The organism is Hymenobacter sp. YC55 (genome assembly GCF_029433095.1).
GTDB lineage: Bacteria > Bacteroidota > Bacteroidia > Cytophagales > Hymenobacteraceae > Hymenobacter.
Genome location: NZ_JARNTX010000002.1, coordinates 1,279,801 through 1,304,974, shown reverse-complemented (window position 1 = coordinate 1,304,974; position 25,174 = coordinate 1,279,801). Strand labels below are relative to the sequence as shown.

The window sequence follows — 25,174 nt, the reverse complement described above, 5'->3', positions numbered from 1 at the left end:
CGCCTACTTATTTGTTGCTCAAAGGTGCCCCTGAATACAAGCCTCGGCGACGCCTACACTCCTCTTTTTGCAATTGGTTACAAGAGGTTCCAACTATTTTTTCGCACTGAACGCTGCTCGCAAAAAAAAGCCGGCCGCTGTTGCAGCAGCGACCGGCGCGGCGATTCACTCACTCACCGTTATGTCAATAGTTGAAGAAGATTTGCTGTTTTTGGAATCCGTAGAGTGCCCTAGCAGCTTGCGGTACTTGTTAGCAAGGGCATCGGGCTGCTTTGCACCGTTTACTGTCAGGCCTTTGCTGTTAAGCTGAAGCGAGAAACTTTTTTCATCCTTGTCCAGCAGGCCATCCTGCCGCAACTCCTCGCGAATCCGGTCGGAATCAATTTGTGGAGGGCGTGGCGCCGCCGGTACGCGAGGCACGGCTGGCGTGCGTGGCGTGATGGGCGTGCGCGGCACGGCTGGTGTACGGGGTACAGCCGGCGTGCGCGGCACGGGAGGCAGCGGCGGGGCCGGAACGGGCGGCATGTCGCTGTAAGCAAAAGTGTTGTTGCTGTTGCTATGCTGCTGAATGTTCATCGAACCAGTAGCACTTAGTTTCCGGCCCATGCGGTCCTCGTACAGCTTCAAATACTTATCCCGCATAGCATCCGACTGCTTGTTGCCATTTGCCGACATGCTTTTTTGGCTTAGAGAAAAGCTGAAGTTGTTAGGGTCCCGGATCAAGCCATCTTTCACTAGCTCACCCGTCAGGGCTTTGTACCAAGCGGCTTGCTCTTTGTCGCGCTTGGCTTGTTCCTTATCGCGCTGCGCCTGTTCCCGGTCGCGACGAACTTGGTCTTGGTCGCGGCGGGCCTGTTCGGCATCACGGTGGGTTTGCTCCCGGTCGCGGTGAGCCTGCTCTTGGTCACGCTTAGCTTGTTCCATGTCGCGGCGAATTTGGTCTTGGTCCTCCTCGACTTGCGCCATCTCTTCGGTGTGCTCCATGCGCAGTTCCTGCAAGTTCTCTTGTAACTGCTGCCGCTCTAGCTGGTTGAGGTTCTGCTTGGACAGTTGCTCTTTCAGTGACTTCTCGGCTGTTTCAAATGACTTTTGCAAAGCTTGGGTGTGCTCACGCAAATCCTGCTCCATCTCCACATATGCCCCTGATTGTGTCAGCGCTAGCTTCGACAGTTCTTCGGCGTCGGCAGCACTTGGTGCTTGGCCTGCTAGCGCCGCCGCTGCCATGCGGTTCGAGAGCGTAGCCATGCGGTCTGATTGATCTTGCTGACCATTTGCTTGGGCTTTGGCGGCGGCGTTAGCTTTCTCCGTTTTGGCCAGTGCCTCGCGATAAGCGGGCAATTCGGCGGCAGGCAGCTTTTTCCCGTCTACGTACACCTCGGAAATAGCACCACTCTCGTCTTTCACTACCACTGTCAGGCCTTTGATTTCGTTGAGGCGGGCCTTGCCAGATTTGGTGAGCAGCTTCGGGTTGGTTTGGGCGTACACCACAACGGTATCATCTACCGCCTTGGTATTGCCGGGCTCATAGCCTGCGTCTTGCGCCTGGCCTTGCAGCTCAACGACGCCTTCGGCTTCTGGCGCATCTTTCACTGCTTCCGCTTCGGCAACCTCGCTATTCACTTCGGGAGACGTAGTCTCGGCCGCTAGAGTAGCGGGGCGGCTAAATGAGGCAGCACTCAACGAAAGCACCGTGCTTACGGTAAGCAACCCAACACTCAATAGCACCACGCAGGCCGCCCAAAAACCATCGGAGAAGGTAGGAGCCGCTGCCCGGTGCTGCACCAGCCGGCGTACGCGGCTTAGCAAGGAACCTGGCTGCCCGGCCGCGGCCATGGCCAGTTCGGGCGTCCGGCTAGCAGGAGCGTGCTGCAAAGCGGCCAGCGAGGCCAACGCCTGTGCCAGCACCAGCGAGTCGCCACAGAGTTCGGTGGCAATGTCGTCGCAGCAGTTTTCGCGCTCGGTCCGCAAACAGCCCGACAGGAACCACACGGCCGGATGATAGAAGAACAGGATTTCGGCTACAGATTGCAGCAGGTTGAACAAATAGTCGCGGCGCATAACGTGAGCCAGCTCGTGGGCCAGAATAGCCTCCAACTCACTTCCTGATAAACCTGAAGCGGCGCTCATAGGAAGTAGCACCACCGGTTTCAACCAACCAATCACCAGGGGGCCCGGTACGAGCCCGGAGGCCAGAATTTGCACGGGCCGGCGTAGGTTGGTGCGGGCGGCCAGCGCGTCGAGGCGCGTCTGCCACTGCTCGGGCAAGGCGGCCACGCGGTAGCGCCGCAGCCGCTGCACATAAGCCAAACCGCCTAAGAAGCGTAGCGTCATCGCCAGCATTCCGAGCAGCCAGGCTACTACCACGAACGGCATGTTACGCTCCAGGTAGAGTTGCCCTTGCGTTAGAAGCTGTTGCAGGCGGCTCGGCTCCTCAGTGGTCACCACCTCGTTGGCAGTGGCTACTACCCCTTCTGGCACCGTCCCGATAGCGCTTTTCGTTGTAGCTACTCCCTCCCCTATCTCAGCAGACAGTACAACTGGTGCTTCGGTTAGTTGAAGCGAAGTATCGGCAGGTTTGAAGGCGAAGTAGTAATAGCCAAACGTGAGGCCGCTCAGGGCCAGCAGTGTAAGCATGGCGCCAGCTGCTACCCGGTAGCGTAAGGCGGCAGCGTGGCGGTGCAGCAGCATAAGCAGCGTGGCGGCCGTAAGAGCCACGAGGGCACCCTGCCAAACTGAGTGCAGCAACGTCCAACCCAAAGCGCGAATCAGCGCCGGCGACCCAAATTGTTCAAGCAGGCTCATCGTTCTGGGGTTTAGAGGTGGAGTTGCCGTTGCGCTGTTCTTCAATTTGGTTGAGCAAGCTTCTGATTTGCGCTAGCTCGTCGGCAGAGGTTGGGTGGTTGCCCAAGGCCTGCATCACCATCTTCATGGCCGAACCGCCGAAAGCGGAATCCACAAACCGGTCGAGCAGCAGGCCCTGCGTTTCCTCTTCCCGAACGGCCGCCCGGTAGACGTGCGTTTTCGAGTCGTCTTCGCGGAGCACCAAGCCCTTGTCGAGCATGAGTTGCAGCAGCTTCAGGGTGGTGGTGTAGCCCACCTCGCGCCGCTGGTTGAGTTGGTCGTTGGTGAACCGAACCGTGCTAGGGCCATGCTGCCACAGCACCTGGAGAATCTCCAGTTCCGATTCGGTCGGTTTAGGGATGGGGGTCTTGCTCATTTCTCCGGCTGTTTAAGTTCTACGAATTGGTTCGTACATCAAACATATACGAAAGTCGTCGTAGATACAAACCTAATGTACGAAATATTTCGTGCAATAGAATTCGGAGCGTGCATTTATGCTGAAAGGAGCAATGAAACGAACTTTAGGGGTAGTGCTTTAACTCTGTCAGGCCAGAGCACTACCCCACCTGTCGACTAGTCGCCGCCGTTGGCGCGCCGCAGCGTGATACCGCCGTTGGTGGTTACCGCCGAAACGAGGGCGCCGCCTTGTCCTAGCTTGGTATCCAGTCCGCGGCCTATCTTGCCAGTTACAGTGATAGGGTAATCCGTGCTGAGGCCACCGTGCACCGTTTGCGTTTTCAGCTGTGCCGAGTACGACTCCGGGATGCGCCACGTGATGCCGCCGTTCGTGGTGGTCACGTCCAAGCCTTTGCCTTCCCATTTGTTGCCGGAAAGACGCACACTTACGCCGCCGTTCTTGGTGGAGCCGTGCACATCGCCACCCAAGTTAGCCAGGGAAATCCCGCCATTATAAGCCTCGAACGTGATAGGCGCCTGTACGCCGTCGATGCTGATGCCGCCATTGTAGGTAGTCAGGGCCAGCGCCGTTTTGCGGGGCACAAATACCTCGTAGCTCACCGACCAGTTATCGTCGCCCGAGCCGGCTTCAGCTCTCAATGTGTTACCACTGCTCTTGATTTGCACATCCTTCACTTGGGCTTGAGCATCTGAGGATCTACCCCAGCTTTGCACCCGAGCCCGCACCCGGACATCGGCGCCATCCCAACCACGAACGGTAATACCCCCGTTGCGGCGGCCATCGATAGTTAGCGTCTGACCAGCGCCGGGAGCCGCCATTGTCAGGTCGCGGATTTCGCAGATGTTCTGGCGCCGGCCATCCGACCAGTTGTCTTCGCAAGTGGATTTGAAGGCCGGGGCGGCCGACGTTTGGGCAACTGCTTGCAGAGCGCCTAGCGCCAACAACGCGGAGGTAAGTAATGCTTTCATGTTCAATTCGCGCTTTGTAGTGGAAAAGAAGGAATGTATTTATTGGGATAACCGGCAGCTGACTTTTGCCGCCTATTGTTTGGGCTTGCGGAAGAAAACGTCGCCGCTGATGGATTCCAGCTTCAGCAGTGGGCCGTTGCCGCTGGCTAGTGCGCCCCGCAGCTGGTAGCCCACAATGGGGTTTTCTTTGCGGTTCTCGAAGGCAACTTCCTGGTCGGTGTATACTTCTCCGCTGATGGTTTTCAGGGCTACAGCAGCACCCTTAGCCGGTGGCCAGCTTACATCCACGAAGCCACTGATCGACTTAGCTTCCAGCGGCCCGGTCAGGCCCACCACGTCGATGTTGCCGCTGATGGTGCTTACACGCACATCGGCGCCAGCAGGCAGCGTTATTTCGTAGTTGATGGTGGTGCATACGCCTGCGCCTTTGGCAGGGCCCTTATCCCAGGAGCCGAAGTAATTGGTAGTCGTTTTGTTGGGTGGACAGTCGCCGGGCTGCGCAGCACGTAGGGCTTCTTTGTCGAGGTCGGCCGTTACGGTTACGGTGCTCTCGGTTTCGCTCAACGAGAGTAGCAGCGCATCGTTGAGCTTGTTCTCATTGATGTTGACGGTAGCCCGCAGGTGCAGCTGCCCATCAGTGGCCGGCCGAATACGAATAACGTCGCCGAACTTCAGGTTCAGCACCACCTGCTGCCCCGCCGCTACCGCAGCTTTTTTCTCGATGACTTTCTGCGCAGAGGCAGACCCAGCCACCAACCCGACCAGCAGGAAAAGAAATAGAAACCGATGCATGATGTAGCGTTTAAGTAGATGGGAAATTGACTAGCACACAGCCTGATTAGGCTTCGACAAGCAGACGCCAGGCCCGGCATCTGGCTGTCGCCTTACTTGGCCTTGCGGACGAAAATGTCGCCGCTGATGGTTTTCAACGACAGGGTAGCCCCGCCGCCCCCGTTGATGTTGCCGCTGATGGTTTGGCCTCCTATCCGGCTCATGTTGCCGGGTCCTTTGCCAAGGTTCAATTCGAAGTCTGTATAGATTTCACCGGAAATAGAGCGCAGAGCTAAGTTGGCTTTGCTGGCCGCAGGCATAGTAATGTCCAGGTTGCCGCTGACCAAGGAAATCGAGCTAGGCTCTTGCCGCATTCCATTGAAGCTGATGGTTACGTCGCCGCTCACGCTGTTGGCCACCACCGGCCCCGACACGTTCACCAGCTTCATGTCGCCGCTTTTCAGCGTGGCCTCAATGCTGCCTTCCACGTCGCGGATGACTAGGTCGCCGCTGTTCCAGTTGGTTTGGGTGAAGACCAGTGCCGTGCGGTGCGGCACCCGAATGCTGTAGGTAGCACCCTGCCGGGAGGCATTCACTACGCGTAGGGTATTGCCGGAGCCAGGCGTCACGGCCAGCCCGAGCTGTGTGTTGTCGACGGCCGAGTTATAAACGGGGCGCAGTCCTTGGGCTTGCTTGGGCGGAGCCTCGTAGCCGTTGCCCCGGATGATGAGTTCGTCGCCGTCGTAGCCTTCCACGGTTACGTCGTTGCCTTGCATTTCCAGCACCACTTTGCGGTCTTGGCGGCTATTGAATTTCGCTTTGAATTCCTGTGCCTGCAGACTAGCACTAGCCGTGAGCAGGGTAACAAAGGTGAGTACTACGATCTTTTTCATGGGTAAAAACGGTGAGTCAAGAGAGGAAGAAAAGAGCTGTTTCGGCACTGCGCACAGCAGGTGCGGGCAGAGGCTGAGGGCACATCCGGATGCACCCTTAGACCTATGTTGCCGGCCGCAACAACCTTAGATGAGTTGGCCTAGGCCACTGGCGGCTTGCTGGCGCACTGCGGGCAGCGCGTCGGATTGCCGTGAGAGCCGCTCCAAGGTTGGCACGGCCCGCTTGTCGCGCAGGGCCACCAGCAACTCAATCAGGGTGATTTGAACATTAGGGTCGTTTTGGTTGGGCAAGGCCTGCACCAGCGCCGGGCCTACTCGGGGGTCGGCGCGAAGGCGGTAGAGGGCTTCGCACGCTGCCAGCCGCACGTTCGGGCTAGGATCGGCATTCAGCGTATTGATAAGCACTTGAATGGCAGGGTCGCCGGGCTGCACCGAGGCAGGCGCCTCTGCCACCAGCTGAATGCGGCGGCTAGCCGTGGCTGGTTGGCTGCTAGCGGCCGTTAGGGTGGCGGCTAGTGTTTCGCCGGGAGCGGGCTGCTGTGAGGCTAATTCTGGCGAAATGCCAGGGCGCAACATCAGGCCAAACAAGGCACCTACCGCAAGTAGGGCAATGCTGGCGGCTATGCGGAGCCAGCGGGCCGTGGGTGTGGGGGCCCAAAAGGCTACCACTTTGGCTTCGGGCGCTTCTGTTGGCTGCGGAGCAACGGCTTTGGGTAGGGCCATCTTCTCCTCAGCCAGTTGGGCGAGAAAGTTGTCGCGGAGTGCCAGCGGCGGCATCGGAAATACTTGGTCGTCGATGCAGGCTAGTAACTCCCGCAGTTCCCGCAGATGGGCGCGGCACGCCTGGCAAGCGGGCAAGTGGGCCTCCACCTGCGCCATTTCCGTGGCCGTTAGGTCCTTTTCTACGTAGCCAGCCAGCAAGGGCGCAATGGCATCGCAGTCAGGAGTGGGAGATGTATGATCAAGAAACTCGTCCATGGTATGTAGTCGGGCTAGGCCCGCGGTTTTCAGCTGAAGTATATTTTGCGCAACGCTTCTAAGGCGCGGTGGGCTTTGACGCGGGCCGCACCAGCGGTACAGCCCAACATTTCTCCTATTTCGGTGTAGTCGAAGCCCTGAAAGCGGTGCAACACTAGGATTTCGCGCTGCTCGGCCGGCAGCAGGTTTAGTGCTTCCTGCAAGGCCTGCTTCTGGTCAGTGGACTGACAATCGGCTTGGGCAATGCGGCTGTGACCAACGGTGCGCTCTACTCCGTCGATGTCGGCGGTGGGTTGCTGACGACGGCTTTTCTGCCAGTGGTCGGCGTGCACGTGGCGGGCTAGTTGGTAGAGCCAAGCCCGCACCGGTTGGCCGGTTTGGTAGCTTGCCCGGTACTTCATGGCCCGGTAGAACACGTTCTGCGTAAGGTCCTGCCCTACTTCCGCATCGCCACCGCTTAGCCGACACAGAAAGCCAAACAGCGGCCCTTGGTAACGCTCAAACAACGGCACCATTTGGTCCAGGTTGTCGGCCTTCACCTGAGCCATCAGCTCTTCGTCGCTTGTAGCAACTACCTGCATTCTAAGTCGAAAGAAACGTGGATGATTGATTTTGCACCGATTACCGGCGGCTCGCCTATTCGTTACAGCCGGTATCATTTATTTTTTCAGAAGTAAGAATACAGCTTTCGCAGAACAGCTAATACTCTGTCGGTCAAGCACAAAAAAACCAGCCTGTGAGAGCTGGTATTTCTGCGTTCGAAGCTGATTGTATTGCAATCATGCGTTGCAACTCTTCCATCGTGCTGTCATTACTGCCACAATCAGAGCGTTATACTAAAGCGTGCTGCTTTTGCCAAAGTAACCGTCATGCTGAGCTTGCCGAAGCATCTCGCGTGCTGACGTTGTACAGATGACGTTACCAAAGTACTTGTCATGCTGAGCGCAGCCGAAGCATCTCGCTCGACTCGTTGCAATGGCAAAAGGGTGTACCACACTAGCGAGATGCTTCGACTGCGCTCAGCATGACACTACAGTATTAACATGGTTGGCATGGCGGGCAAGCAGGTATCTAGGTATTCCTTAATTAATCGCCGCGCTGGCGGTCTAGGGTTACGCGGGCGCGGTGACAAATACCGCCTAGGGGCGGGTTGAATTTCGAGACGCTGACTTGCACGGCTTCGATGTAGGGAAACTCTTCCATCACCCGATCTATGACGCGGTAGCCTAAGTGTTCCAGCAACCGGGCAGGAGCCAGCATTTCTTCAGCTACCACCCGGTAGAGCACTTCGTAGTTTACCGTCTCGTGCAGCCGGTCGGAGGCGCCAGCCGCGTGCAGATCCGTGGTGATGTAAAGGTCAACGCCGTACTTATTCCCGATTTTCTGCTCCTCGTCGTAGTAGCCGTGGAATGCAAAAAACTCCATTCCCTCCAGTGCAATCTGGCCCATGCGGTGAAATTGTGAGATTGTGAAATAGTGTAATAGCAGGCTGATGGCACCGCCTTACAAAGCAACAAAAAAGCCTGCCGTTCAAGGCAGGCTTTTCGCTGTGAGGCACACTAGCCCATGAGGTAACTCACGGCTTGCTTATATCTCGTCGAAGAAAGACTTCTCGGTTGATGCCACGGCAGCAGCCATGCCAGGATGCGTAGAGGGCTCAGGCTGCGTGATTTCGGGGTGGCTAGGGCCAATGGGCTGAATGTCGGGAGCGGTGGGCTCTACGCGTGGCTCGCCGGGTTGAGGCACCGTGGAAGGCTCGGGCTGATAGATACGGGAAGGATCTACCCGACCCGGATTTTCGCTTGGCGAAGGATTAGGCTGAATATCGGGGCCAGGGGTTTGGGCTGGAGCACCCGGATCGGGCTGCTGGCCGGGCTTGGGGTTATAGGCTTGCGGTTCTGTGCGGGCAACAGATGAGCCGTTGAAGGAAGCACCTGAAGCACCCGCTATAGCAGCAGAAGAAGTGGCAGAAGAACTAACGTACATAGGAGCGTCGGACGGGGCTGAGTGGTCTGCAGCATCTATCCGGTTCACTTTTACGCTAGCTGCACGGGAAAGGATGGCCGCCGTACTGGCTTTCGGTTGGGCCCGCGCTTTTTCCACCTTGGCCAGCACATCAGAAGCCATATGGTGCAAGTCACGAACCAAGGTTTCGAGATGCGCTTCTAAGCGTTGGCATTCCTGGCCGAGGCCGTTTACTTCCTTCTTCATTTCGGCAATCGTCTTCTCCGACTGCTGATAGGCTTCCTCTACCACAGCGCGGGCTTTCTGGCGCGCATCGGACAATAGCTGCTCGGCTTTCAGCTGAGCTTCCCGAATGCGTAGCTCGGCGTCGCGCTGGGCTTGCTCGGTGATGCTATTACCCGTGTCTTCGGCGGTTTTGAGGGTGCGGTAGAGGCTGGTTTCCACCTCGCGCATCTTGCTTACGTCTTGGGTAGCGTGGTCGAGCTTCACGCGCAACTCACGGTTTTCGTCGCCCATCCGCTCCCACTGCTGCGAGAGGGTGAGCAGAAACGCCTGCACTTCGTCTTTATCTAGTCCCCGAAAAGCTTTTTCAAAAGTCTTCTGGCGAATGTCGAGGGCGGTAATTTTCATGACTTTGGTATTGAGTACTAAGTAGTGAGTAACGAGCAGGTGGCCGTAATTAAGATAAGACATTCTGCGGGCCTGCTGAAAGCTGGACCTTCAAACGTCGTTTTCGCCACTCTGAACCGACTACTCAGTACTAACCTGCCACACGGCAAGGCTGCGGTCGTCGCTACACGAAACTAGCCGATTCTGCGTTCCCGGCCAAAACAACTTGTTTACGGAAGTGCCGTGCCCGGCGTGCCGCGCCCGGTCCACCACCCGCAGCAAAGCCAGCGTATCAGCATCCCATAGCTTGATGCTCTTGTCCATGCTACAGGTAGCCAGCAGCCGCCCGTCCGGCGAAAACGCCAGGTGGTTGATGGTGAACATATGCGCCACGATGGTTTGATGCTCAATATAATTGGCGGCCACGTTCCACACGCGCAAATGAGCATCGCGCCCCGCCGTGAGCAGGTAGCGGCCATCGGGCGAGTAAGCAGCAGTGAAGACGGAGTTAGTGCTACCACTAATCGTGTGTTTCACAGCCAAGGTATCGGCGTCCAGAACGCGGACGAGCCAGTCGGAGCCCCCTACCGCTAGCTCACCCCGCTCCTCATGCAGCGCGAGGCAGCGTAAGCTTTTATCCGACAGGCGCAGCAAGGATTCCACTTTGAAGTCAGCGGCCCGTAGCACGGCCAGCGTTCCGTCGCCAAGAGCCACGTAGAGGCGCTGCCGAGCTTGGGAATACGCCATGTCGAAGATGGCCATCGGCGGCAAGGCGGTAGCAAAGGCTAGCTTCTTCTCGTCTAGCGCTATGGCTTGCACACCTTGAAAGTTGTGACCGAGCACCAGCAGATTGCGCTGTGGCAGGTGTAGCAGGGCATACACCGAGTTTTCCACCTTTGCTATTAGCTCACCATCCTGCTCGGTGTCAGCAGCATTCCAAGCAGCCACCATTCCATCGGCCCCGCTGGAGTAGAAGGTAGAGGCGCCTGCCGTACCGGCTAAGGTATACACACAGTCGCGGTGCCCGGTGAGGGCGGCGAGTTTCTGAACTTCGGGACGGTGCATGAGTGCCATGCCGCGAAGTTAGCCTCTCCTTGCCATTGCAAGGAGCAGAAACTAAACAAGACCGGAGTGCCAAGCCTGTGCATCGCGAATTGCTGAACGAAACTGTGTTGCCTGACAGCTGTTGCCACGGCACAGTTTCATTCGTTCGACCGTGCGCGAAGCTGGCAATTTGCGCTCCAGCTTACGGACTTGTTTTTCTACGGCAGTTACCTTCGTTGCTATGCCACTACACTCCCTTACGCCCCTCTCCGACCAAAGCCTGCTAGGTTTGTGGCAACTGGAAGAGCCTGCTGAAGCTTTGCTGCACGCCTTACCAGAGCCCAGGCAGTACGCCGCCATCCAGCCCGCGGGCCGCGACGAGACGCGCAGCACGCAATGGTTAGCCGGACGGGCGTTGGCGCACGAGGTGCTACGAGAGTTTACTTCGGACTCCGCTATTCTTCTTAACGATGCGAATGGCCGGCCATTCTTCGAGCAATTGCCCGCATTCGCCGTTTCTTTGTCGCACTCAGGCCAGTGGGTGGCCTGTGTGGTAGCTACCCAAGGGCATGTTGGCACAGATGTTGAACTAGTACGCGACAAAGCGCAAAAGTTGGCGCCGCGGTTTCTATCGGAAGCCGAACGGGCCGACGCTGGCGACGAAACAGCGAAGCACAGTCTCTATTGGAGTGCCAAAGAGACGATTTATAAGCTGCACAGTCGCCGGGGCTTGGTGTTCAAAGAGCAGATTCTGCTCGACCCGTTCAAGCTGCGGGAGGCCGGTGTACTGACGGGACACCTGCTCCTAGAAAACTCTCGCAGCGAACACCAAATTCATTATCAGCGCCTCACTCCCGATTACGTGCTAACTTACGCACACAGTGAAATTGTGAAGTGGTGAAGTCGAGTTTTGATGTTCTGCTTTCTTTTACCAGAATATCAAACTCAATTTTCACCTGAACAGCAAGCGCACAATTTTACTTTTCACCATCTCACTCCTTCTCATGTCCTTTCGCCGAGTTTCTATAATTGCTGCTGCGGCCCTGCTGTTTTGTACAGTTGCTGTAGGTGTAGCCCGCGCCCAAGGCGACCGTACAGTTAGCGACTTCAGCTTGAAAAACGGCGCCAACGCAGAAGTAGCGTTGCGTAGCTACGCAGGCAATAAGGCGGTTGTGGTTGTATTCGTTAACCCGAATTGCGCTTTTACACGGCTTTATCAGGCACGCCTTGCGGCACTAAGTTCAAAGTACAGTGGCAATGGAGTGCAGTTTCTATTCATTGAAGCGCCTATTAACCTCGATGCCAGCGCCGAAGCAGGAGCCAAGGCAGCGGGTGCCGATTTGCCTTTGCTCAGTGACGAAGGCCAAAAAGTAAGCACATTGCTAGGAGCTTCTAAAACACCCGAAGCAGTGGTATTGCAACCAGTAGGCAGTGGCTTTGCCGTGCGCTATAAAGGGGCAATTGATGATAACCCACAGATGGAGGGCTTTGCGAAGGAACACTACCTCCAGCAAGTCCTTGACAACCTCCTCGCCGGACGCCCCGCGGGTGTTCCAGACAAACGCGCCGCCGGCTGCCTGATCAAGCGTAACTAACATTCAGCTCAGGTTCTGAAAAGCAAAAGCCCTTGGCCAAGTAGTTGGTCAAGGGCTTTTGCTTTTCAGAACCTGAGGATACTTAACGGAAAACTGTGTGCCTGATTTGCGGAGGCGCATTTACTCCTCGCTCTGTGACTCGTCAGGGGCAGCTGATTGCTCTTCCGTAAGGATAGCCAACAGCTTGTTGACTTCGGCAGCTTTGGCAGGCTCCTGTAGCTTTTCGAAACTCAATTGCAAGTTGCGCAAAGCCCGACGCACTATATCGATGTGCGAGCAGGGCTCATAGAAAATGTCGTTGGGCGTGAGGTTGAGCTGCGCTACGTAATGCTCGATGTCGGTGCGCGACAACACGAGGCCACGGTTGTAGCAGTTGATGTAGAACGGCTCCACGTCGAGGTTGTCGAGGCGGTAGGTGAGCACGAATAGATTGGGCAAATTCACGCCGTAGATAGGCAGATTCAGCCGCTGCGCCACCAGCAAATAAATAACACAAAGCGTGAGCGGGTTGCCGCGCCGAGTTTCCAACACCCGCTGCAACATGGAGTTGGCTGGCGAATGAAAGTTTTGGGTGTTAGCCGCAAACTTATGCGTCTTGAACAGCACATAGTTCAAGGCCTGCACCTGGTCGGCGGGGTGCATTTCGGGTTTGAGCAAGGTCCAAACCTCGAAGCGCAATTGCTCGATAGCGCGGTTGAGCACCTGCAAGTCGGCATCGGGATACTGGTACGAATTCAGCAGCCACATCCCTTCAATCAGGTTCTCGCTGCCGGAGTCGCGCCATACGCGTAGGCGCTGCTGCAAGCCTTCGAACTGCAACCTGTGTATCAGGTCTTCCAGCCGCTGCTGCTGCTGCGAATCAAGGGTTTCTTCCCATGACTCCTCTAGAAAGGGAATCAGGCTTTCCCCAAGCGTTTGAATTTTCTCCTGAATCTGCGGCGCAACTTCGGGGTCGTCGAGCAGGGAGATAAGTGCCTTAATTTCTTTGTTGGTCATGTAGCAATAAGGGGTGCCAAAAGGCAGAAGCGGCAGAAGTAACAAATTAAAGCATCCGACACGGTATCACCGCGGTCAGCTGCCTGGGTTTAACAGTACCCAAGGGGTGGATTGTTCAATTTAAAATAGGTTTACGACATATCGAAAAAAGTGGCACAGAGCTTCCGCATTGTAGGCCCTAAGGCACTCTATATGTGCGAATTTGGTAATGAGGTATTGCTTGCATCAGGCCTCACGCACCCTCAGCCCAACAGATACAAAAGGCTTGCTGTGCTTGCCGCAAGAGGATGCAGCAGGCACAGCAAGCCTTTGTGTAAGTACAATAGATTTTACAAGGCGAGCTAACAAACTGCCTTACTTGTGACGTTTGTTGTGGCTACGACTTACCTCAGACAACAAGATCAGTGAGTAATGCGAGTTGCAGCCCGCACTACCCCTGAATAGCTAGTAGGCTTGTTTCCTATAGCACCTACCAGCTGTTGCTCACTCTCCTATTTAGCCAAGGCACGCAATGCCGCACCGGAAAGTTGCACCTGGGCACTGTCGCTGAACTGCCAGCGTAGTCCGGGCAGCGCCACGTCGTTTGCCACTAACTTGCTTCGTTCTCTCACTCGCACATCCGTAGCACCTAGCAGGTTGTCGGCGCTCAAATCCAGTTCGGCGGTACTACCCGCCGTATTGCCTACTACTGCGCGCAATTGGCCGAGGTGGTTTCCAGCTAGCACCACGTGCGAAGTATGGTTTTGCATCACCCGTAAACTGTCTTGCGTGAAGCCTTTTATCAATAGCAGGGTCCCGTTTACATCGTTTTGCTGCTTGGTGGTTTGGGTGCTGCCAGCCCGCGTGTAGATGGTGCTAGCCGTCAGCAGGTTGAGGCGTGGGCAGCGCACAATAACAGCGTCGCCTTGACCCAGATACTCTTCTTTTTCGGGGTAGTTCAGCGCGAGCGTGAGTTGGCTGTTCTGTTGCTTCACCTGCACATATTGGGCAGCGTCCTTATTTATGTAAACTGCAAAAGGGCCGGATTCCACGCGTACACGCATCGCACCAGCCGCGGGCACATCCAGAATGTTGAAGTTGCGCAACGGCAACGCTTTGTAGTTGCTTAGCGGGTCTTTGAAGGCTCCGCGCTGGTACTCGGCCCGTAGGGCGGCATTGTAGGTGGTGAGCGAACCTACCAACAGTACGCCAGCGGCAGTTAGAAACTTAAGGCTGTTTTTCATGAGTGCAGAGTGGAAGCGGGTTCAGGATGTTCGGCCAGAAATTGGGTGTAGCGCTCTTGCACTTCAAGCAGGTCCACGCCTAGCAGCCGAATAGTGCGAAAGAAAGTAGGCAGCTCCTGCTGCAAAAAACGAGCTTTGCGCTGCTCCTGCACGCGCTGCGGCCCGTCGGGCGACACAAAAAAGCCGATGCCACGCTTGTTGTAAATCACTTGTTGGTTTTGGAGGTGCTCGTACGTGCGCATCACCGTATTAGGGTTCACCTGCAAGTCGCCAGCTAATTCCCGGACCGACGGAATTTTGTCGTCGGGCGGCCATTGCCCCCGCAGAATATGCTCGCTCACATACCCGGCTATTTGCAGGTAGATGGCTTCGTTTTCGTTGAAATCCATACAATTAATAAGCTTCCGCTAGGCTATAGTTGCTTTTCGGTTAGGCGGGCGTAGGCACCTGCCCACAGCAATAAGGCTAACACCAGCGGTAGCAACACAAACAGTGCAGGGTGGGTAGTTGGCAGCGCCAAGCTGAACAGTTGGCCGCCTTCGGCTATTCTCACACTGCTAAACGGCAGCGTTGGTGCAATGCCTGGCGTCAGCAGTCGCTTCAGCACTTGGAAATTTAGTAGCGTCAGCGCTCCACCCAACCCAAACACGACAAAAGCCATTCTGATGACGTGCTGCCGCTTGAAATAGATGGCGCACCACAGCGCCGCCGCATGCAGCACGGCGTAGCGCAGCAATGCTTGCACTAGGTAGTGCGGCTCTTCGGAAAAACTAAGTAATTGACGAGGGTAGCCAGCGGCTCCTAATTGCAGTGTCAGGGCGTCCACAGCTAAAAAAACAACTGTGTACACCACCATAAATACCGGCAGTGAATACAGCCATACCACCAGGTACTTTTCGAGGTGCGAGGCTGGCAGCAGCAACGCCGGAGCTGCCCGGCTCTGGTCACCTATGGCCGCGAACACCGCGGCCGTAAACATGGCGCCGGCCGACAGCAGTCCATATTCAAACAAAACCAGCTGCACAGCCGGGTGCAGCGGCCGGCCGCCTAAGTAGGTCACTCCGCCTAACACCGCAACCACTCCCCCTACCAGCACGGCCACTCCCATCAAATAAGCGCGCAGGTGCTCGGCGGTATGCCTGCGCAACAAGCGCGAGAAGCGCGAAAAATCAAAGTGCTGGTTCATGGGAAGGCTGCAATAAATGGTTGGCTAGGGCAGTATTGTCGCTGATTAGAGCGTTGAAAAGCAATTCTAAATCAACCCGGCTTGGCAGCCCGTCGGGGTTGGGCCAGATGCCATGCTGCCCGCGTACGGAGGATTCTACATAAATCGGGCTGTCAGCTTCGTTAGGGCGGGCTATGCCGAAGCGTAAGCGTTCCGCTAATTCGTCAATGCTATGGTTGAGCACAATCTGGTGGTTGTGTACCACCACTACGGTATCAATTAGGGCGTCGAGGTCGCGCACTTGGTGGGTCGAGATTATCACGCACCGCTCTTCTCCTAATGTCGAAGCCACAATTTTGCGGAACTGCGCTTTCGAGGGTATATCGAGGCCGTTAGTAGGCTCATCGAGTACCAACAGGCTAGTATTGGAAGCTAGAGCAAAGGCAATCATAAATTTTTTCTGCTGCCCGTACGATAACGCATGCAATCGGCTTTGGGCTGGCACCTCTAGTTCGCGTAGGCAAGTATCTAGCTGAGCCCGATTGAAACGTGGATAGAACGGTGCCGTGCTGCCCACAAATTGCTCGATTGTTAGGGCAGGTACATATACTTCTTCAGGCAAGAAGAAAAGGTCCGATAACACGTCGGGCCGACGCTCAGCCGACGGCTGCCCATGTACGGTGCACGTTCCCGACCACGGAAAAGCCAGCCCCACCATACACTTCAGTAGCGTAGACTTGCCCGCGCCGTTTTTGCCTAAGAGCCCATAAATGTGCCCACGCTTAAGGCTTAGGCTCAGTTCCTCGAAGAGTGGTGCTCGGCGAGAGTACCCAAATCGGAGGTTCTGGATAGTAACCATACGCTTATTGTTTTAGTGTACTATGTATCTAATACACCATAAACGTACAGCCTATATCTTGAATTGCAAATTTTATTTGCGCTTTCCGATTTTAACTATTGAGGGCACATATCAACAGAGGCCCTCACGACGTTCTCTATAGCTCAACAAGCAGGAGCAACACCGCACATCATTGCAACCACATGCGCTTGCTGTCTATTTTCCTATCCGGCATGCCGAAGTCTGCTGGAAGTTTCTGCTGCTCATTTATGAACGCAGCCCCCGTATTCAAGCTCAGTGCTGAATATGGGGGCAGCGTAGAAGCTAGCCAATGATGTTCCGGCTAGAGCTAGACAAATACATGCAGTTGTTTCCGGATAGACCTGCGTGGCAATGGAGAGCTGCTAGAAGCATTTGCGCAAACAGCTTCTAGCTTTAGCTGATTAGCCTAACAAGCCGGCAAGTCCCTTCACATTCAGCCGGGCAAACTTCTTCACCCGTTCAAACTTAGCCGCCACTTCTGCCAGTTCCTCATCCTCAGGCAGCTTAGTAGGAACGTGCGTTTTCAGTAGCTCGAATATGGAAGCCGCTATATCCATATAGCCGAGGATCAACAGATACAACTGCTTCTTTTGGTCTTCGGAATAGCCTTTGGTTCGAATGGCTTTTACCAGCGTGTCAAGCTGTGTGGTTTCGTCGCTGTAGAGGTCACGAAGAGCATTGCGGGATTTAGAAAAGTCATCTTGCTGCTCCTGAGTTGCTGCGTGCAAAGCAAAAGGGAATTCATCGACAAAGGCGGTAGCCGCTGAGAAGCTTTTCTCAGCATTGTACACAGCCGCTAAATGCTTCTGCAAGCTAGTCCACAGGCCAGTTCGGGCTTTTTCGAAAGCGGCGGTATTCTGATCGGTCACGTTTGGTTGGCATCAGGATGGGTGGCAAAGGTACAAGGCAAGTCTTGCCAAACGCCAATGGCCTGCCGCGCTAGGTTGTGTGGGCAGGCCGAAGAACTACTAAAACGTTGTTTATGCGGTTGCTTGTGCAATGGGTAGTATCTTATCTATCGCCACTCAAATTTGAAATCAAACCTGAATCACGCCCACATTATATGCCTTTTCAATCGGGGCATGATTAGCCATGGAGATACCTTGCGAAATGACCTTGCGGGTTTCCAGCGGATCAATAATGGCATCCACCCAAAGTCGAGCGGCGGCATAGTAGGGCGAGAGTTGTTCGTCGTAGCGGGCTTTGATGCGGTCCAGCAGTTCTTTCTCGGCTTCTGGCGTGATGACCTCTCCTTTGGCTTTAAGCGAGGCTACCTGAATCTGAAGCAGTGTGTTGGCGGCGGCGGCTCCGCTCATTACGGCTAGTTGGGCGGTGGGCCAGGCCACAATGAGCCGCGGGTCGTACGCCTTGCCGCACATGGCGTAGTTGCCGGCCCCGTAGCTGTTCCCAATTATCACCGAAAACTTAGGCACCACCGAATTACTCATGGCATTCACCATCTTGGCGCCGTCCTTGATGATGCCGCCGTGTTCGGATTGCGAGCCAACCATAAAGCCCGACACGTCGTGTAGGAACACCAGCGGGATGCGCTTCTGATTGCAGTTCATGATGAAGCGCGCTGCCTTATCAGCCGAGTCGGAGTAAATAACGCCGCCCATCTGCATGGCGCCTTTTTTGGTCTTCACGATTTTGCGTTGGTTGGCTACAATGCCCACGGCCCATCCATCAATGCGTGCCAGCCCGCAAAGTAGCGTCTGGCCGTAGAGGTCTTTGTAGGGCTCAAACTCGGAATCGTCAACCAGCCGCCGGATGATGTCCATCATGTCGTAAGGCTTCACCCGGTCGGCGGGTAGCAAGCCGTAGATTTCCTCGGGCTTCTCTTTAGGTGGTGCGGGAGTCTTGCGCGAGAAGCCCGCCGTAGCGTGTCCGCCCATCTTGTCGAAGATGTTGCGGATGTGGTCGAGGCACTCCTCATCATTAGCGAACTTGTAATCCGTGACGCCCGAAATTTCGGAGTGAGTGGTTGCGCCGCCTAGAGTTTCGTTGTCGATGGTTTCGCCGATAGCCGACTTCACCAGATACGAGCCCGCCAGGAATACCGAGCCGGTGCCGTCCACAATCATGGCCTCGTCGCTCATAATGGGCAGGTACGCCCCACCGGCCACGCACGGCCCCATAATGGCGGCCAGCTGCACGATGCCCATACTGCTCATTACGGCGTTGTTGCGAAAGATGCGGCCGAAGTGCTCTTTATCAGGGAAGATTTCGTCCTGCATGGGCAGGTACACCCCCGCCGAATCGACGAGGTAGATGATTGGTAACTTGTTTTCGATGCTGATTTCCTGAGCCCGCAGGTTTTTCTTGGCCGTAATCGGAAACCAAGCTCCTGCTTTCACGGTGGCATCATTGGCTACGACCACGCACTGCCGACCCTGCACGTATCCTACTACCACGACCACTCCGCCACTCGGGCAGCCGCCTTCTTCCTGGTACATTCCCTCCCCCGCAAAAGCTCCTATTTCGATGGTTTCTGAATCTTTGTCGAGCAGGTAGTCAATTCGCTCCCGGGCAGTGAGCTTGCCTTTGGCTTTGTGGGCAGCAATGCGTTTCTCGCCGCCACCAAGTTGTACCTTCTTTAAGCGTTGGCTGAGTTGAAAATTTAGTTGTTTGAGTAGGTCGTCGTTTTTGTTGAATTCGAGGTTCATGCGGGTGGGAATGGGTAGGTTGTGAAGTGGCACTAGAGTAATGAGCTTATTGCTTTGCTTACGCGGCAAAAAAATGCAGGCGCATTACTCTATTGCTTCCTTACCAAAGGGTAGGAAACAAGAAATCCGCCTGTTGGGGCGGATTTCAAAGGTAGAGAATGTGGGTCGGTTCTGCGCCGCTTTAGGCCTATGGTTACTTCTGCACAGCCGAGTCAGAAGGTTGTAGAGTAGGTGTAGAAGTAACCTTCTTGGTTTCCACTTCCACTTCTCCATTATGCTTCTTTTCAACTTCTTTCTTCACCTTTTCCTTGCCGCCACCAAACACCGAGAAGTGAACGTAGCGCTTAGGATTAGCTTGGAAGTCAGAAAGCAGCGAGTTGGTGCTGGCAGCCGTGGCGTTAAGGTTATTGTAGAGCGAGTCGTCGTTCATAAGCTTGCCCAACGAACCTTTCTGGTCGTTCAACGACCGGTTCAAGGTGGTCATTGTTCCTTGCGCCTCCGTCATAGTGGCGTTCAGCTTGCGCATGGCGGGCCCAACGGGTGCCCCTTTGAGCGAATCGCTGAGCTGGCTGAAGTTGGCGGCAATCCGGTCGAACTTTTTGGTGGTCACGGCCAGGTCGGAAGTCAGCTTGGCCATGTTGCTCGTAATCTGGTTGATGTTGCGTTGGTTCATCACCAGCAGGTTGCGGAGGGCCTCAGTGCTGCCCTGTGCATTCAGCAGCGTAGCCTGCAAACTCACACGAGCATCCTTGTTCAAGAAGCTGTTCACTTTAGTCAGCGTCGAATCGACGGTGCCGAGGACCGGTAGGGCCTTGGCCTGGAACGCGTCTGTGATGCTGGCTACGGTATAAGACTTCAGCTCTTCGCCGCCATCGTACACCTTGGAATTTTTGCCGAGGAACAGCGTAATGGTCTTAGAGCCCAGCAACGAGCCGCTTAGGCTAGCCACTGTCGAGTCTCCGACGGTGATACCTTTCTGCAGTTCCACGGCTACTTTGATTCGGTTGGCTTGCTCAGGCATTAGCCGCATTTCCTTGACCTGCCCTACTTTGATACCGTTCAGTATCACCGGATTGCCTACCGTAAGACCATCTACGTTGTCGTAGGTGGCATAGTAGGTGCGGTCGGAGGAGAGCAAATTGGCCCCTTTTAGGAAATTGAATCCTAAAATCAGGGCCGCTAGAGCCACAATGCCCAATAGGGCCACTTTTATTTCTTTCGCCACGATAGTCTATCGTTAGTGATATGCAGAGAGAACTGGCCACGACAGGTGTAAAAACGGCTATTCCCCGTTCATCACCTCCAGTTCATTTTTGTAGTCGCGGAAGGCCCGGTAGATACCTGAAGCCATATACGCTTGGCCGGCTTTATCGTTCAGATACTTCTCTTCAGTTCGGTTGGTAAGAAAGCCCGCTTCGATGAGAACGGAAGGCATAGTTGATTTCCAAAGCACCAGAAATCCCGCTTGTTTCACACCCCGCGAAGGACGTTTAATAGTCGTACGGAATTGGCGGTCAACTTTCTGCGCAAACCGGATACTATTTACGATGTGCGCGCTCTGATAGAGGGAGAATAGAATATGGCTTTGAGGAGAAGTAGGGTCAAAGCCGTTGTAACGCTCTTTATAGTTGTCTTCTTGCAGAATAACGGCGTTTTCCCGCTTGGCCACTGACAGGTTAGCATCCGTTTTGTGCGGGCCCATGGTCCAGACTTCAGTACCGTAGGCAGAAGGCGCAGCGGCGTTGCAATGCACGGAGATAAACAGGTCGGCGTTGTTTTTATTGGCAATGCCCGCCCGGTCGGCTAACTCTACAAATACATTGGTTTTGCGAGTGTACACCACTTTCACACCAGGCATGCTATCTTGAATCAGGCGCCCAAGCTCCAACACGATTTTCAACGCCACATCGGCTTCCCGGGCACTTACGCCCGCGCAACCACGGTCTTTTCCGCCGTGGCCAGCGTCGAGAACCACTGTCCGCAACCGGTACCCCGTGGGCATGGTAGGCAAGACAGGCCGAGGCTCCGGAGCCTCGGGCGCTACTGCGGCCGGCGAGCCGGAAAAACACAACATGCCAACTAGGCACAAGGCGACAATATTCCGCACAGTTTTCGTTAGTGAAGAGCAGCGACCCGCTACCTTTGCAAACCGCCACAAAATAAACGAATAAAATCACGTGGCCGTACTCGAGCCTTTGTCCGACACAAGTATTATTTTCTTTATCAGGCCACTATGCCGGATTATCCGGCTCCTGGTACTATGGATTATTCTAGGGTTCCTAGCATTTCCTGCCTTGGCCCAAACGCCCACTCGACGCCCCGGCGCCGATGTACGCTCCGACGTGCGTACCCCGCCGCCCGTGCTGCGTCCTGATACCATTCGGACGACGCGCCGGGCCGGTACTAACGTTGCCACTGACACAGCCGGAATAGTCCGCCGGTCAGGTACCGATTCGTTGCAGCTCTCGACTGGCTCCAAGCGCAAAGGCGACGTGGAAACGACTGTGAAGTATGCAGCCAAGGACTCTATCCGCTTCAACGTGCAAGAGAAAAAGGCCACGCTCTATGACAAGGCCAACGTCGACTATGGCGAAGTATCCTTGAAAGCAGCCGTAATTACGGTAGACTACAGCAAGAACCTAATCAATGCTGAAGGAGCACCTGATTCCACCGGCAAGGTGCAGGACAGGCCCATTTTCAAGAACGGGGCAGAGAACTATCAGGCAGGGCGTATTAACTACAACTTTAAAACCAAGAAGGGTAAGATTGCCGAAGCCGTGACGCAACAAGGCGAAGGCTACGTGCACGCTGATGTCATCAAGAAAAACCAGTACAACGAAATCTTTGGCCGCAACGGGCGCTACACCACGTGTAACCTAGAGCATCCGCACTTCTTCATCAATGCCTCTAAGATGAAGATGATTCCGGGTGAGAAAGTGGTAACGGGACCGTTCAACCTCGTTATCAGCGATATTCCGTTGCCGTTGGGCTTGCCCTTCGGCTATTTCCCCTCTCCTAGTAAGAGCCGGGCCTCGGGCCTTATAATTCCCACCTTCGGTACTTCCACCGATCGGGGCTTTTACCTACGCAACGGCGGCTACTATTGGGCCGCCAGCGACAATATTGGCCTGCGCCTCACGGGCGACGTTTACTCAGGTGCTGGCGAGAAGTTTGGGGGCTGGCGCGGCACGTCTGAAATGCAGTATATCAAGCGTTACAGATACAGTGGCTTGCTCAGCTTCGAGTTTTCGTCGCGCCCTGCCGAGCAACTTTCCTCTGATGAAGGGGTTAACACGAATCCATTTTTCCGCCGGCCTCGCAAGCCACAAACCTTCTGGTTAACCTGGAGCCATGCGCCCACGCCCCGTCCGGGTGGCGGCCGTTTCTCAGCCAGTGTACGGGCGGGTAGCTCCGACTTCAACCAGCAAAACGCATTCGACCCCACGCGTTACCTGGCGCCAGCGTTTAACTCAACTGTTAGTTATAGCAAGCAGTTACGCAACGCTCCAATCAACTACGCCATCAACGCAAGTCAGAGCCAAAACGTCCAGACGGGTACTATGGACTTCACCCTGCCTGATATTACGGTCGGTGTAGCCCGGCAATATCCTTATCAGTGGTTAGGCCTATCACCTACCGGCAAATTTTACGAGCAATTCGCTTTTTCCTACACGTTGAATGCTCAAAACCGTCTTACCAATACACAGCCAGCCCGGACACTCGGCGGTGGCATTCCATTGCTTGGCGGCGCTAGCACAAGTTCGGTTTTCCCTATTCAACTCAAGAATATTGATAGGTTACTTAGCAATGCGCAAACTAGCATCCTGCACCAGTTTCAAATTTCGCTTGGCAGCTATAATATCCTGAAGTTTATCAACCTCGCTCCATCGGTCAATTACAATCAAGCTTGGTACCTTAAGAAACTTAGCTATAGATATGACTCTGTAGCTCAAGCAGTCCGAATTGACACACTGAGACAATTCACCACTGTAGGCGATTTCTCTAGTGGATTCGGAGTGAACTTTGGCACTAATATCTATGGGTTGTTTCAAATAAAGGGCAAAAAAATAGAGGCAATCCGGCACAAGGTTACGCCGAACATCAGCATCAATTATGTACCGGGAAGAAAAGGCGGCAGTTCCGCGCAAATAATTAAAGGCCTCCCTTATTATGGTGTAGCCCGCAATACGCCTGATAACAGACTACCCGTTGGAGCAAGACGAGATTCAATTACTGGCTTTATATATGATGAGCGTTTTTACTCTTATTATCAAGGGTTCACAGGCGCGCCTTCTAGTGTCGGCTCCGATGCAGCAGGCACAATAGGGTTTTCTTTGCAGAACGCTGTGGAAATGAAAGTGCGTGATAACAATGACACGACGGGTACCACACCATTCAAAAAAGTTAGCTTGATTGATGGGTTGGACTTAAACTTCAGCTACAATTTTCTTGCTCCTCGTAACGTCCCTCGGCTTTCACCTATCAGTACTACGTTCCGAACTCAGGTGGCACGCAAGCTTAACCTTTTGGTGAATGCTACTTTCGAGCCTTATCAGCGCGATTCATCTGGCACTATCATCAACAGGTACCTCTTCGATCAAAAGGGTAATCGTCGGTTAGCTCGCCTTGCTAGTAGCAGTTTGTCACTGAACTATCAGTTCAACCCGAGCCAAAAGCCAGGACGTAAATCCAACATTCGCCGTGATGTAGCGCCCGCCAACGACCCAGCCCTGGGCGGCCCAATTCCAATCAACCCGTATGAGGATTATGTGGACTTCGAATTGCCTTGGGAATTGAACTCCGGCTTCACGGCCAATTACACCGATCCGGGTCCGCGTCCTAGCCGCGGCACCTACATTCGCCCTCGCTCACTCGCTTCCGCATCGCTGAATTTAAGCGGCTCGGTGAAACTCACAGCAAATACGCGGGTAGGCTACACCACCAACTACGACTTTATCAACCAGACCTCGGCTTTCACCTCGCTCGATATTTTCCGCGACTTGCACTGCTGGCAGATTACGGGCACATGGCGGCCGTTCAAGGGTCCTGCTCAAGGCTACTTCGTGACGATTGCCGCTAAATCGTCGCTACTACAGGACCTGAAGCTGAACCGCAACCGCACTTTCCTCAACCGCTAGTAAATGCGGCTGAGAGCGAATTGATACAAGAAAGGATAGAGTACTTATAGTGGGGCACTGATGCCAGGGGCGGGAAATGCTAGAATTTCGACACTTTTGTCCGGAATTTCAGTCCCTGCATCAGCTACCTCTAATCATTCTCAAATGTCGCAGCACAAAGAAGTCAAACTCGTGACCACGCACCAGTTGCTGGCCATGAAACGGCGGGGCGAAAAAATTTCTATGCTCACGGCCTACGACTTTTCGATGGCGACTATCCTAGACGGCGCGGGCATCGACGTGCTTTTAGTTGGCGATTCGGCGTCCAACGTCATGGCTGGCCACGAAACCACCCTGCCCATTACGCTCGACCAGATGATCTATCACGCTTCGTCGGTGGTGCGCGCCGTGAAGCGGGCTTTCGTAGTCGTTGATATGCCGTTTGGCTCCTACCAAGGAAATTCTTCGGAAGCACTGCGTTCTGCTATCCGCATCATGAAAGAATCGGGCGGGCATGGCATCAAGGTGGAAGGCGGCGCCGAAATCAAGGATTCTATTACCCGGATTCTAACTGCCGGTATTCCAGTAATGGGGCACCTTGGCCTCACCCCGCAGAGTATCTATAAGTTTGGCACCTATACCGTGCGGGCCAAGGAAGACGCGGAAGCGCAGAAGCTTATTGAAGATGCCGTTTTGCTGGAAGAGCTTGGGTGCTTTGCCGTAGTATTGGAAAAAATTCCGTCGGCATTAGCCAAGCAGGTAGCCGAGAAGCTCACGATTCCCGTAATTGGCATCGGGGCCGGCCCCGATGTGGATGGACAAGTCTTGGTTGTGCATGACATGCTAGGCATTACCAAAGAGTTTAAACCGCGTTTTCTGCGTCGCTACGCCGACTTAGGTGACATCATGCACAATGCAGTGCAGCGTTATATCGAGGATGTAAAAAGCCGGGACTTTCCTAGCGCCGAAGAAGCTTATTAATTGCGACAACCATCTATATCAATGAGTAGCAAGCATCTATCGATTGATATATTCCGTGCAAACA

The 25,174-nt window shown here is 54.8% G+C and carries 23 protein-coding genes; 4 read left to right on the top strand and 19 right to left on the bottom strand.

Annotated features, from left to right (window positions below; genetic code table 11):
- Positions 1–165: 165 nt before the first annotated feature.
- The 10 genes from P1X16_RS18745 to P1X16_RS18700 form a co-directional block, all read right to left on the bottom strand.
- The gene (locus P1X16_RS18745) at positions 166–2,802 is read right to left on the bottom strand and encodes a M56 family metallopeptidase (protein WP_277232109.1); all 2,637 of its coding nucleotides are present in this window, start codon (positions 2,800–2,802) and stop codon (positions 166–168) included.
- Positions 2,789–3,217, bottom strand: coding sequence for a BlaI/MecI/CopY family transcriptional regulator (locus P1X16_RS18740; protein ID WP_245119353.1), 429 nt, complete (start codon positions 3,215–3,217; stop codon positions 2,789–2,791). Before P1X16_RS18740 ends, P1X16_RS18745 begins: the two co-directional genes overlap by 14 nt.
- Before the next feature lie 197 nt (positions 3,218–3,414).
- Complete coding sequence (locus P1X16_RS18735; protein WP_277232106.1) at positions 3,415–4,227, bottom strand: DUF4097 family beta strand repeat-containing protein; 813 nt, start codon at positions 4,225–4,227, stop codon at positions 3,415–3,417.
- Between the two features lie 72 nt (positions 4,228–4,299).
- Positions 4,300–5,019, bottom strand: coding sequence for a hypothetical protein (locus tag P1X16_RS18730; RefSeq protein WP_277232104.1), 720 nt, complete (start codon positions 5,017–5,019; stop codon positions 4,300–4,302).
- A 92-nt stretch (positions 5,020–5,111) separates the two neighbouring features.
- Complete coding sequence (locus P1X16_RS18725; RefSeq protein ID WP_277232101.1) at positions 5,112–5,891, bottom strand: DUF4097 family beta strand repeat-containing protein; 780 nt, start codon at positions 5,889–5,891, stop codon at positions 5,112–5,114.
- A 126-nt stretch (positions 5,892–6,017) separates the two neighbouring features.
- Positions 6,018–6,869: a HEAT repeat domain-containing protein gene (locus tag P1X16_RS18720; protein ID WP_277232098.1), complete on the bottom strand. Its 852-nt coding sequence runs from the start codon at positions 6,867–6,869 to the stop codon at positions 6,018–6,020.
- A 29-nt stretch (positions 6,870–6,898) separates the two neighbouring features.
- Positions 6,899–7,450 carry an RNA polymerase sigma factor gene (locus P1X16_RS18715; RefSeq protein WP_245119360.1) on the bottom strand — a complete coding sequence of 184 codons (552 nt, stop codon included), beginning with the start codon at positions 7,448–7,450 and terminating at the stop codon, positions 6,899–6,901.
- Between the two features lie 505 nt (positions 7,451–7,955).
- Complete coding sequence (gene folB, locus P1X16_RS18710; protein ID WP_245119361.1) at positions 7,956–8,318, bottom strand: dihydroneopterin aldolase; 363 nt, start codon at positions 8,316–8,318, stop codon at positions 7,956–7,958.
- Positions 8,319–8,456: 138 nt separating this feature from the next.
- On the bottom strand, positions 8,457–9,527 hold the full coding sequence (locus P1X16_RS18705; RefSeq protein WP_277232093.1) for a DivIVA domain-containing protein: 1,071 nt from the start codon (positions 9,525–9,527) through the stop codon (positions 8,457–8,459).
- 57 nt (positions 9,528–9,584) lie between these two features.
- A complete protein-coding gene (locus P1X16_RS18700; protein WP_277232091.1) occupies positions 9,585–10,517 on the bottom strand; it encodes a cytochrome D1 domain-containing protein in 933 nt (310 codons plus the stop codon).
- 211 nt (positions 10,518–10,728) lie between these two features.
- Here P1X16_RS18700 and P1X16_RS18695 point away from each other — a divergent pair, with 211 nt between their 5' ends.
- Positions 10,729–11,388 carry a 4'-phosphopantetheinyl transferase superfamily protein gene (locus P1X16_RS18695; RefSeq protein ID WP_277232088.1) on the top strand — a complete coding sequence of 220 codons (660 nt, stop codon included), beginning with the start codon at positions 10,729–10,731 and terminating at the stop codon, positions 11,386–11,388.
- A 103-nt stretch (positions 11,389–11,491) separates the two neighbouring features.
- Positions 11,492–12,082 (top strand): redoxin domain-containing protein, encoded by a 591-nt coding sequence (locus P1X16_RS18690; protein WP_277232085.1) that lies wholly within the window; start codon positions 11,492–11,494, stop codon positions 12,080–12,082.
- A gap of 120 nt (positions 12,083–12,202) precedes the next feature.
- Here P1X16_RS18690 and P1X16_RS18685 read toward each other — a convergent pair whose 3' ends face one another.
- The 9 genes from P1X16_RS18685 to P1X16_RS18645 all read right to left on the bottom strand — a co-directional run bounded on the left by P1X16_RS18685 (position 12,203) and on the right by P1X16_RS18645 (position 21,014).
- Positions 12,203–13,078, bottom strand: coding sequence for a transglutaminase-like domain-containing protein (locus P1X16_RS18685; RefSeq protein ID WP_277232082.1), 876 nt, complete (start codon positions 13,076–13,078; stop codon positions 12,203–12,205).
- A 491-nt stretch (positions 13,079–13,569) separates the two neighbouring features.
- On the bottom strand, positions 13,570–14,301 hold the full coding sequence (locus P1X16_RS18680) for a hypothetical protein (RefSeq protein ID WP_277232080.1): 732 nt from the start codon (positions 14,299–14,301) through the stop codon (positions 13,570–13,572).
- Positions 14,298–14,690, bottom strand: coding sequence for a GntR family transcriptional regulator (locus P1X16_RS18675; RefSeq protein WP_277232077.1), 393 nt, complete (start codon positions 14,688–14,690; stop codon positions 14,298–14,300). Before P1X16_RS18675 ends, P1X16_RS18680 begins: the two co-directional genes overlap by 4 nt.
- 23 nt (positions 14,691–14,713) lie before the next feature.
- A complete protein-coding gene (locus P1X16_RS18670) occupies positions 14,714–15,487 on the bottom strand; it encodes a hypothetical protein (protein ID WP_277232074.1) in 774 nt (257 codons plus the stop codon).
- On the bottom strand, positions 15,471–16,325 hold the full coding sequence (locus tag P1X16_RS18665; protein WP_277232073.1) for an ABC transporter ATP-binding protein: 855 nt from the start codon (positions 16,323–16,325) through the stop codon (positions 15,471–15,473). The genes P1X16_RS18670 and P1X16_RS18665 overlap by 17 nt, the downstream gene beginning before the upstream one ends.
- A gap of 422 nt (positions 16,326–16,747) precedes the next feature.
- The gene (locus tag P1X16_RS18660) at positions 16,748–17,215 is read right to left on the bottom strand and encodes a hypothetical protein (protein ID WP_277232072.1); all 468 of its coding nucleotides are present in this window, start codon (positions 17,213–17,215) and stop codon (positions 16,748–16,750) included.
- Between the two features lie 168 nt (positions 17,216–17,383).
- On the bottom strand, positions 17,384–19,012 hold the full coding sequence (locus P1X16_RS18655) for an acyl-CoA carboxylase subunit beta (protein ID WP_277232070.1): 1,629 nt from the start codon (positions 19,010–19,012) through the stop codon (positions 17,384–17,386).
- Between the two features lie 193 nt (positions 19,013–19,205).
- A complete protein-coding gene (locus P1X16_RS18650) occupies positions 19,206–20,237 on the bottom strand; it encodes an MlaD family protein (protein ID WP_277232067.1) in 1,032 nt (343 codons plus the stop codon).
- Positions 20,238–20,294: 57 nt separating this feature from the next.
- Positions 20,295–21,014, bottom strand: a complete 720-nt coding sequence (locus tag P1X16_RS18645) for an N-acetylmuramoyl-L-alanine amidase (protein WP_245119373.1) — start codon at positions 21,012–21,014, stop codon at positions 20,295–20,297.
- A 292-nt stretch (positions 21,015–21,306) separates the two neighbouring features.
- Here P1X16_RS18645 and P1X16_RS18640 point away from each other — a divergent pair, with 292 nt between their 5' ends.
- Together P1X16_RS18640 and panB are read left to right on the top strand one after the other, a co-directional pair.
- Positions 21,307–24,150: a putative LPS assembly protein LptD gene (locus P1X16_RS18640; protein ID WP_277232064.1), complete on the top strand. Its 2,844-nt coding sequence runs from the start codon at positions 21,307–21,309 to the stop codon at positions 24,148–24,150.
- Between the two features lie 144 nt (positions 24,151–24,294).
- On the top strand, positions 24,295–25,110 hold the full coding sequence (gene panB, locus P1X16_RS18635; RefSeq protein WP_277232062.1) for a 3-methyl-2-oxobutanoate hydroxymethyltransferase: 816 nt from the start codon (positions 24,295–24,297) through the stop codon (positions 25,108–25,110).
- Positions 25,111–25,174: the final 64 nt, after the last annotated feature.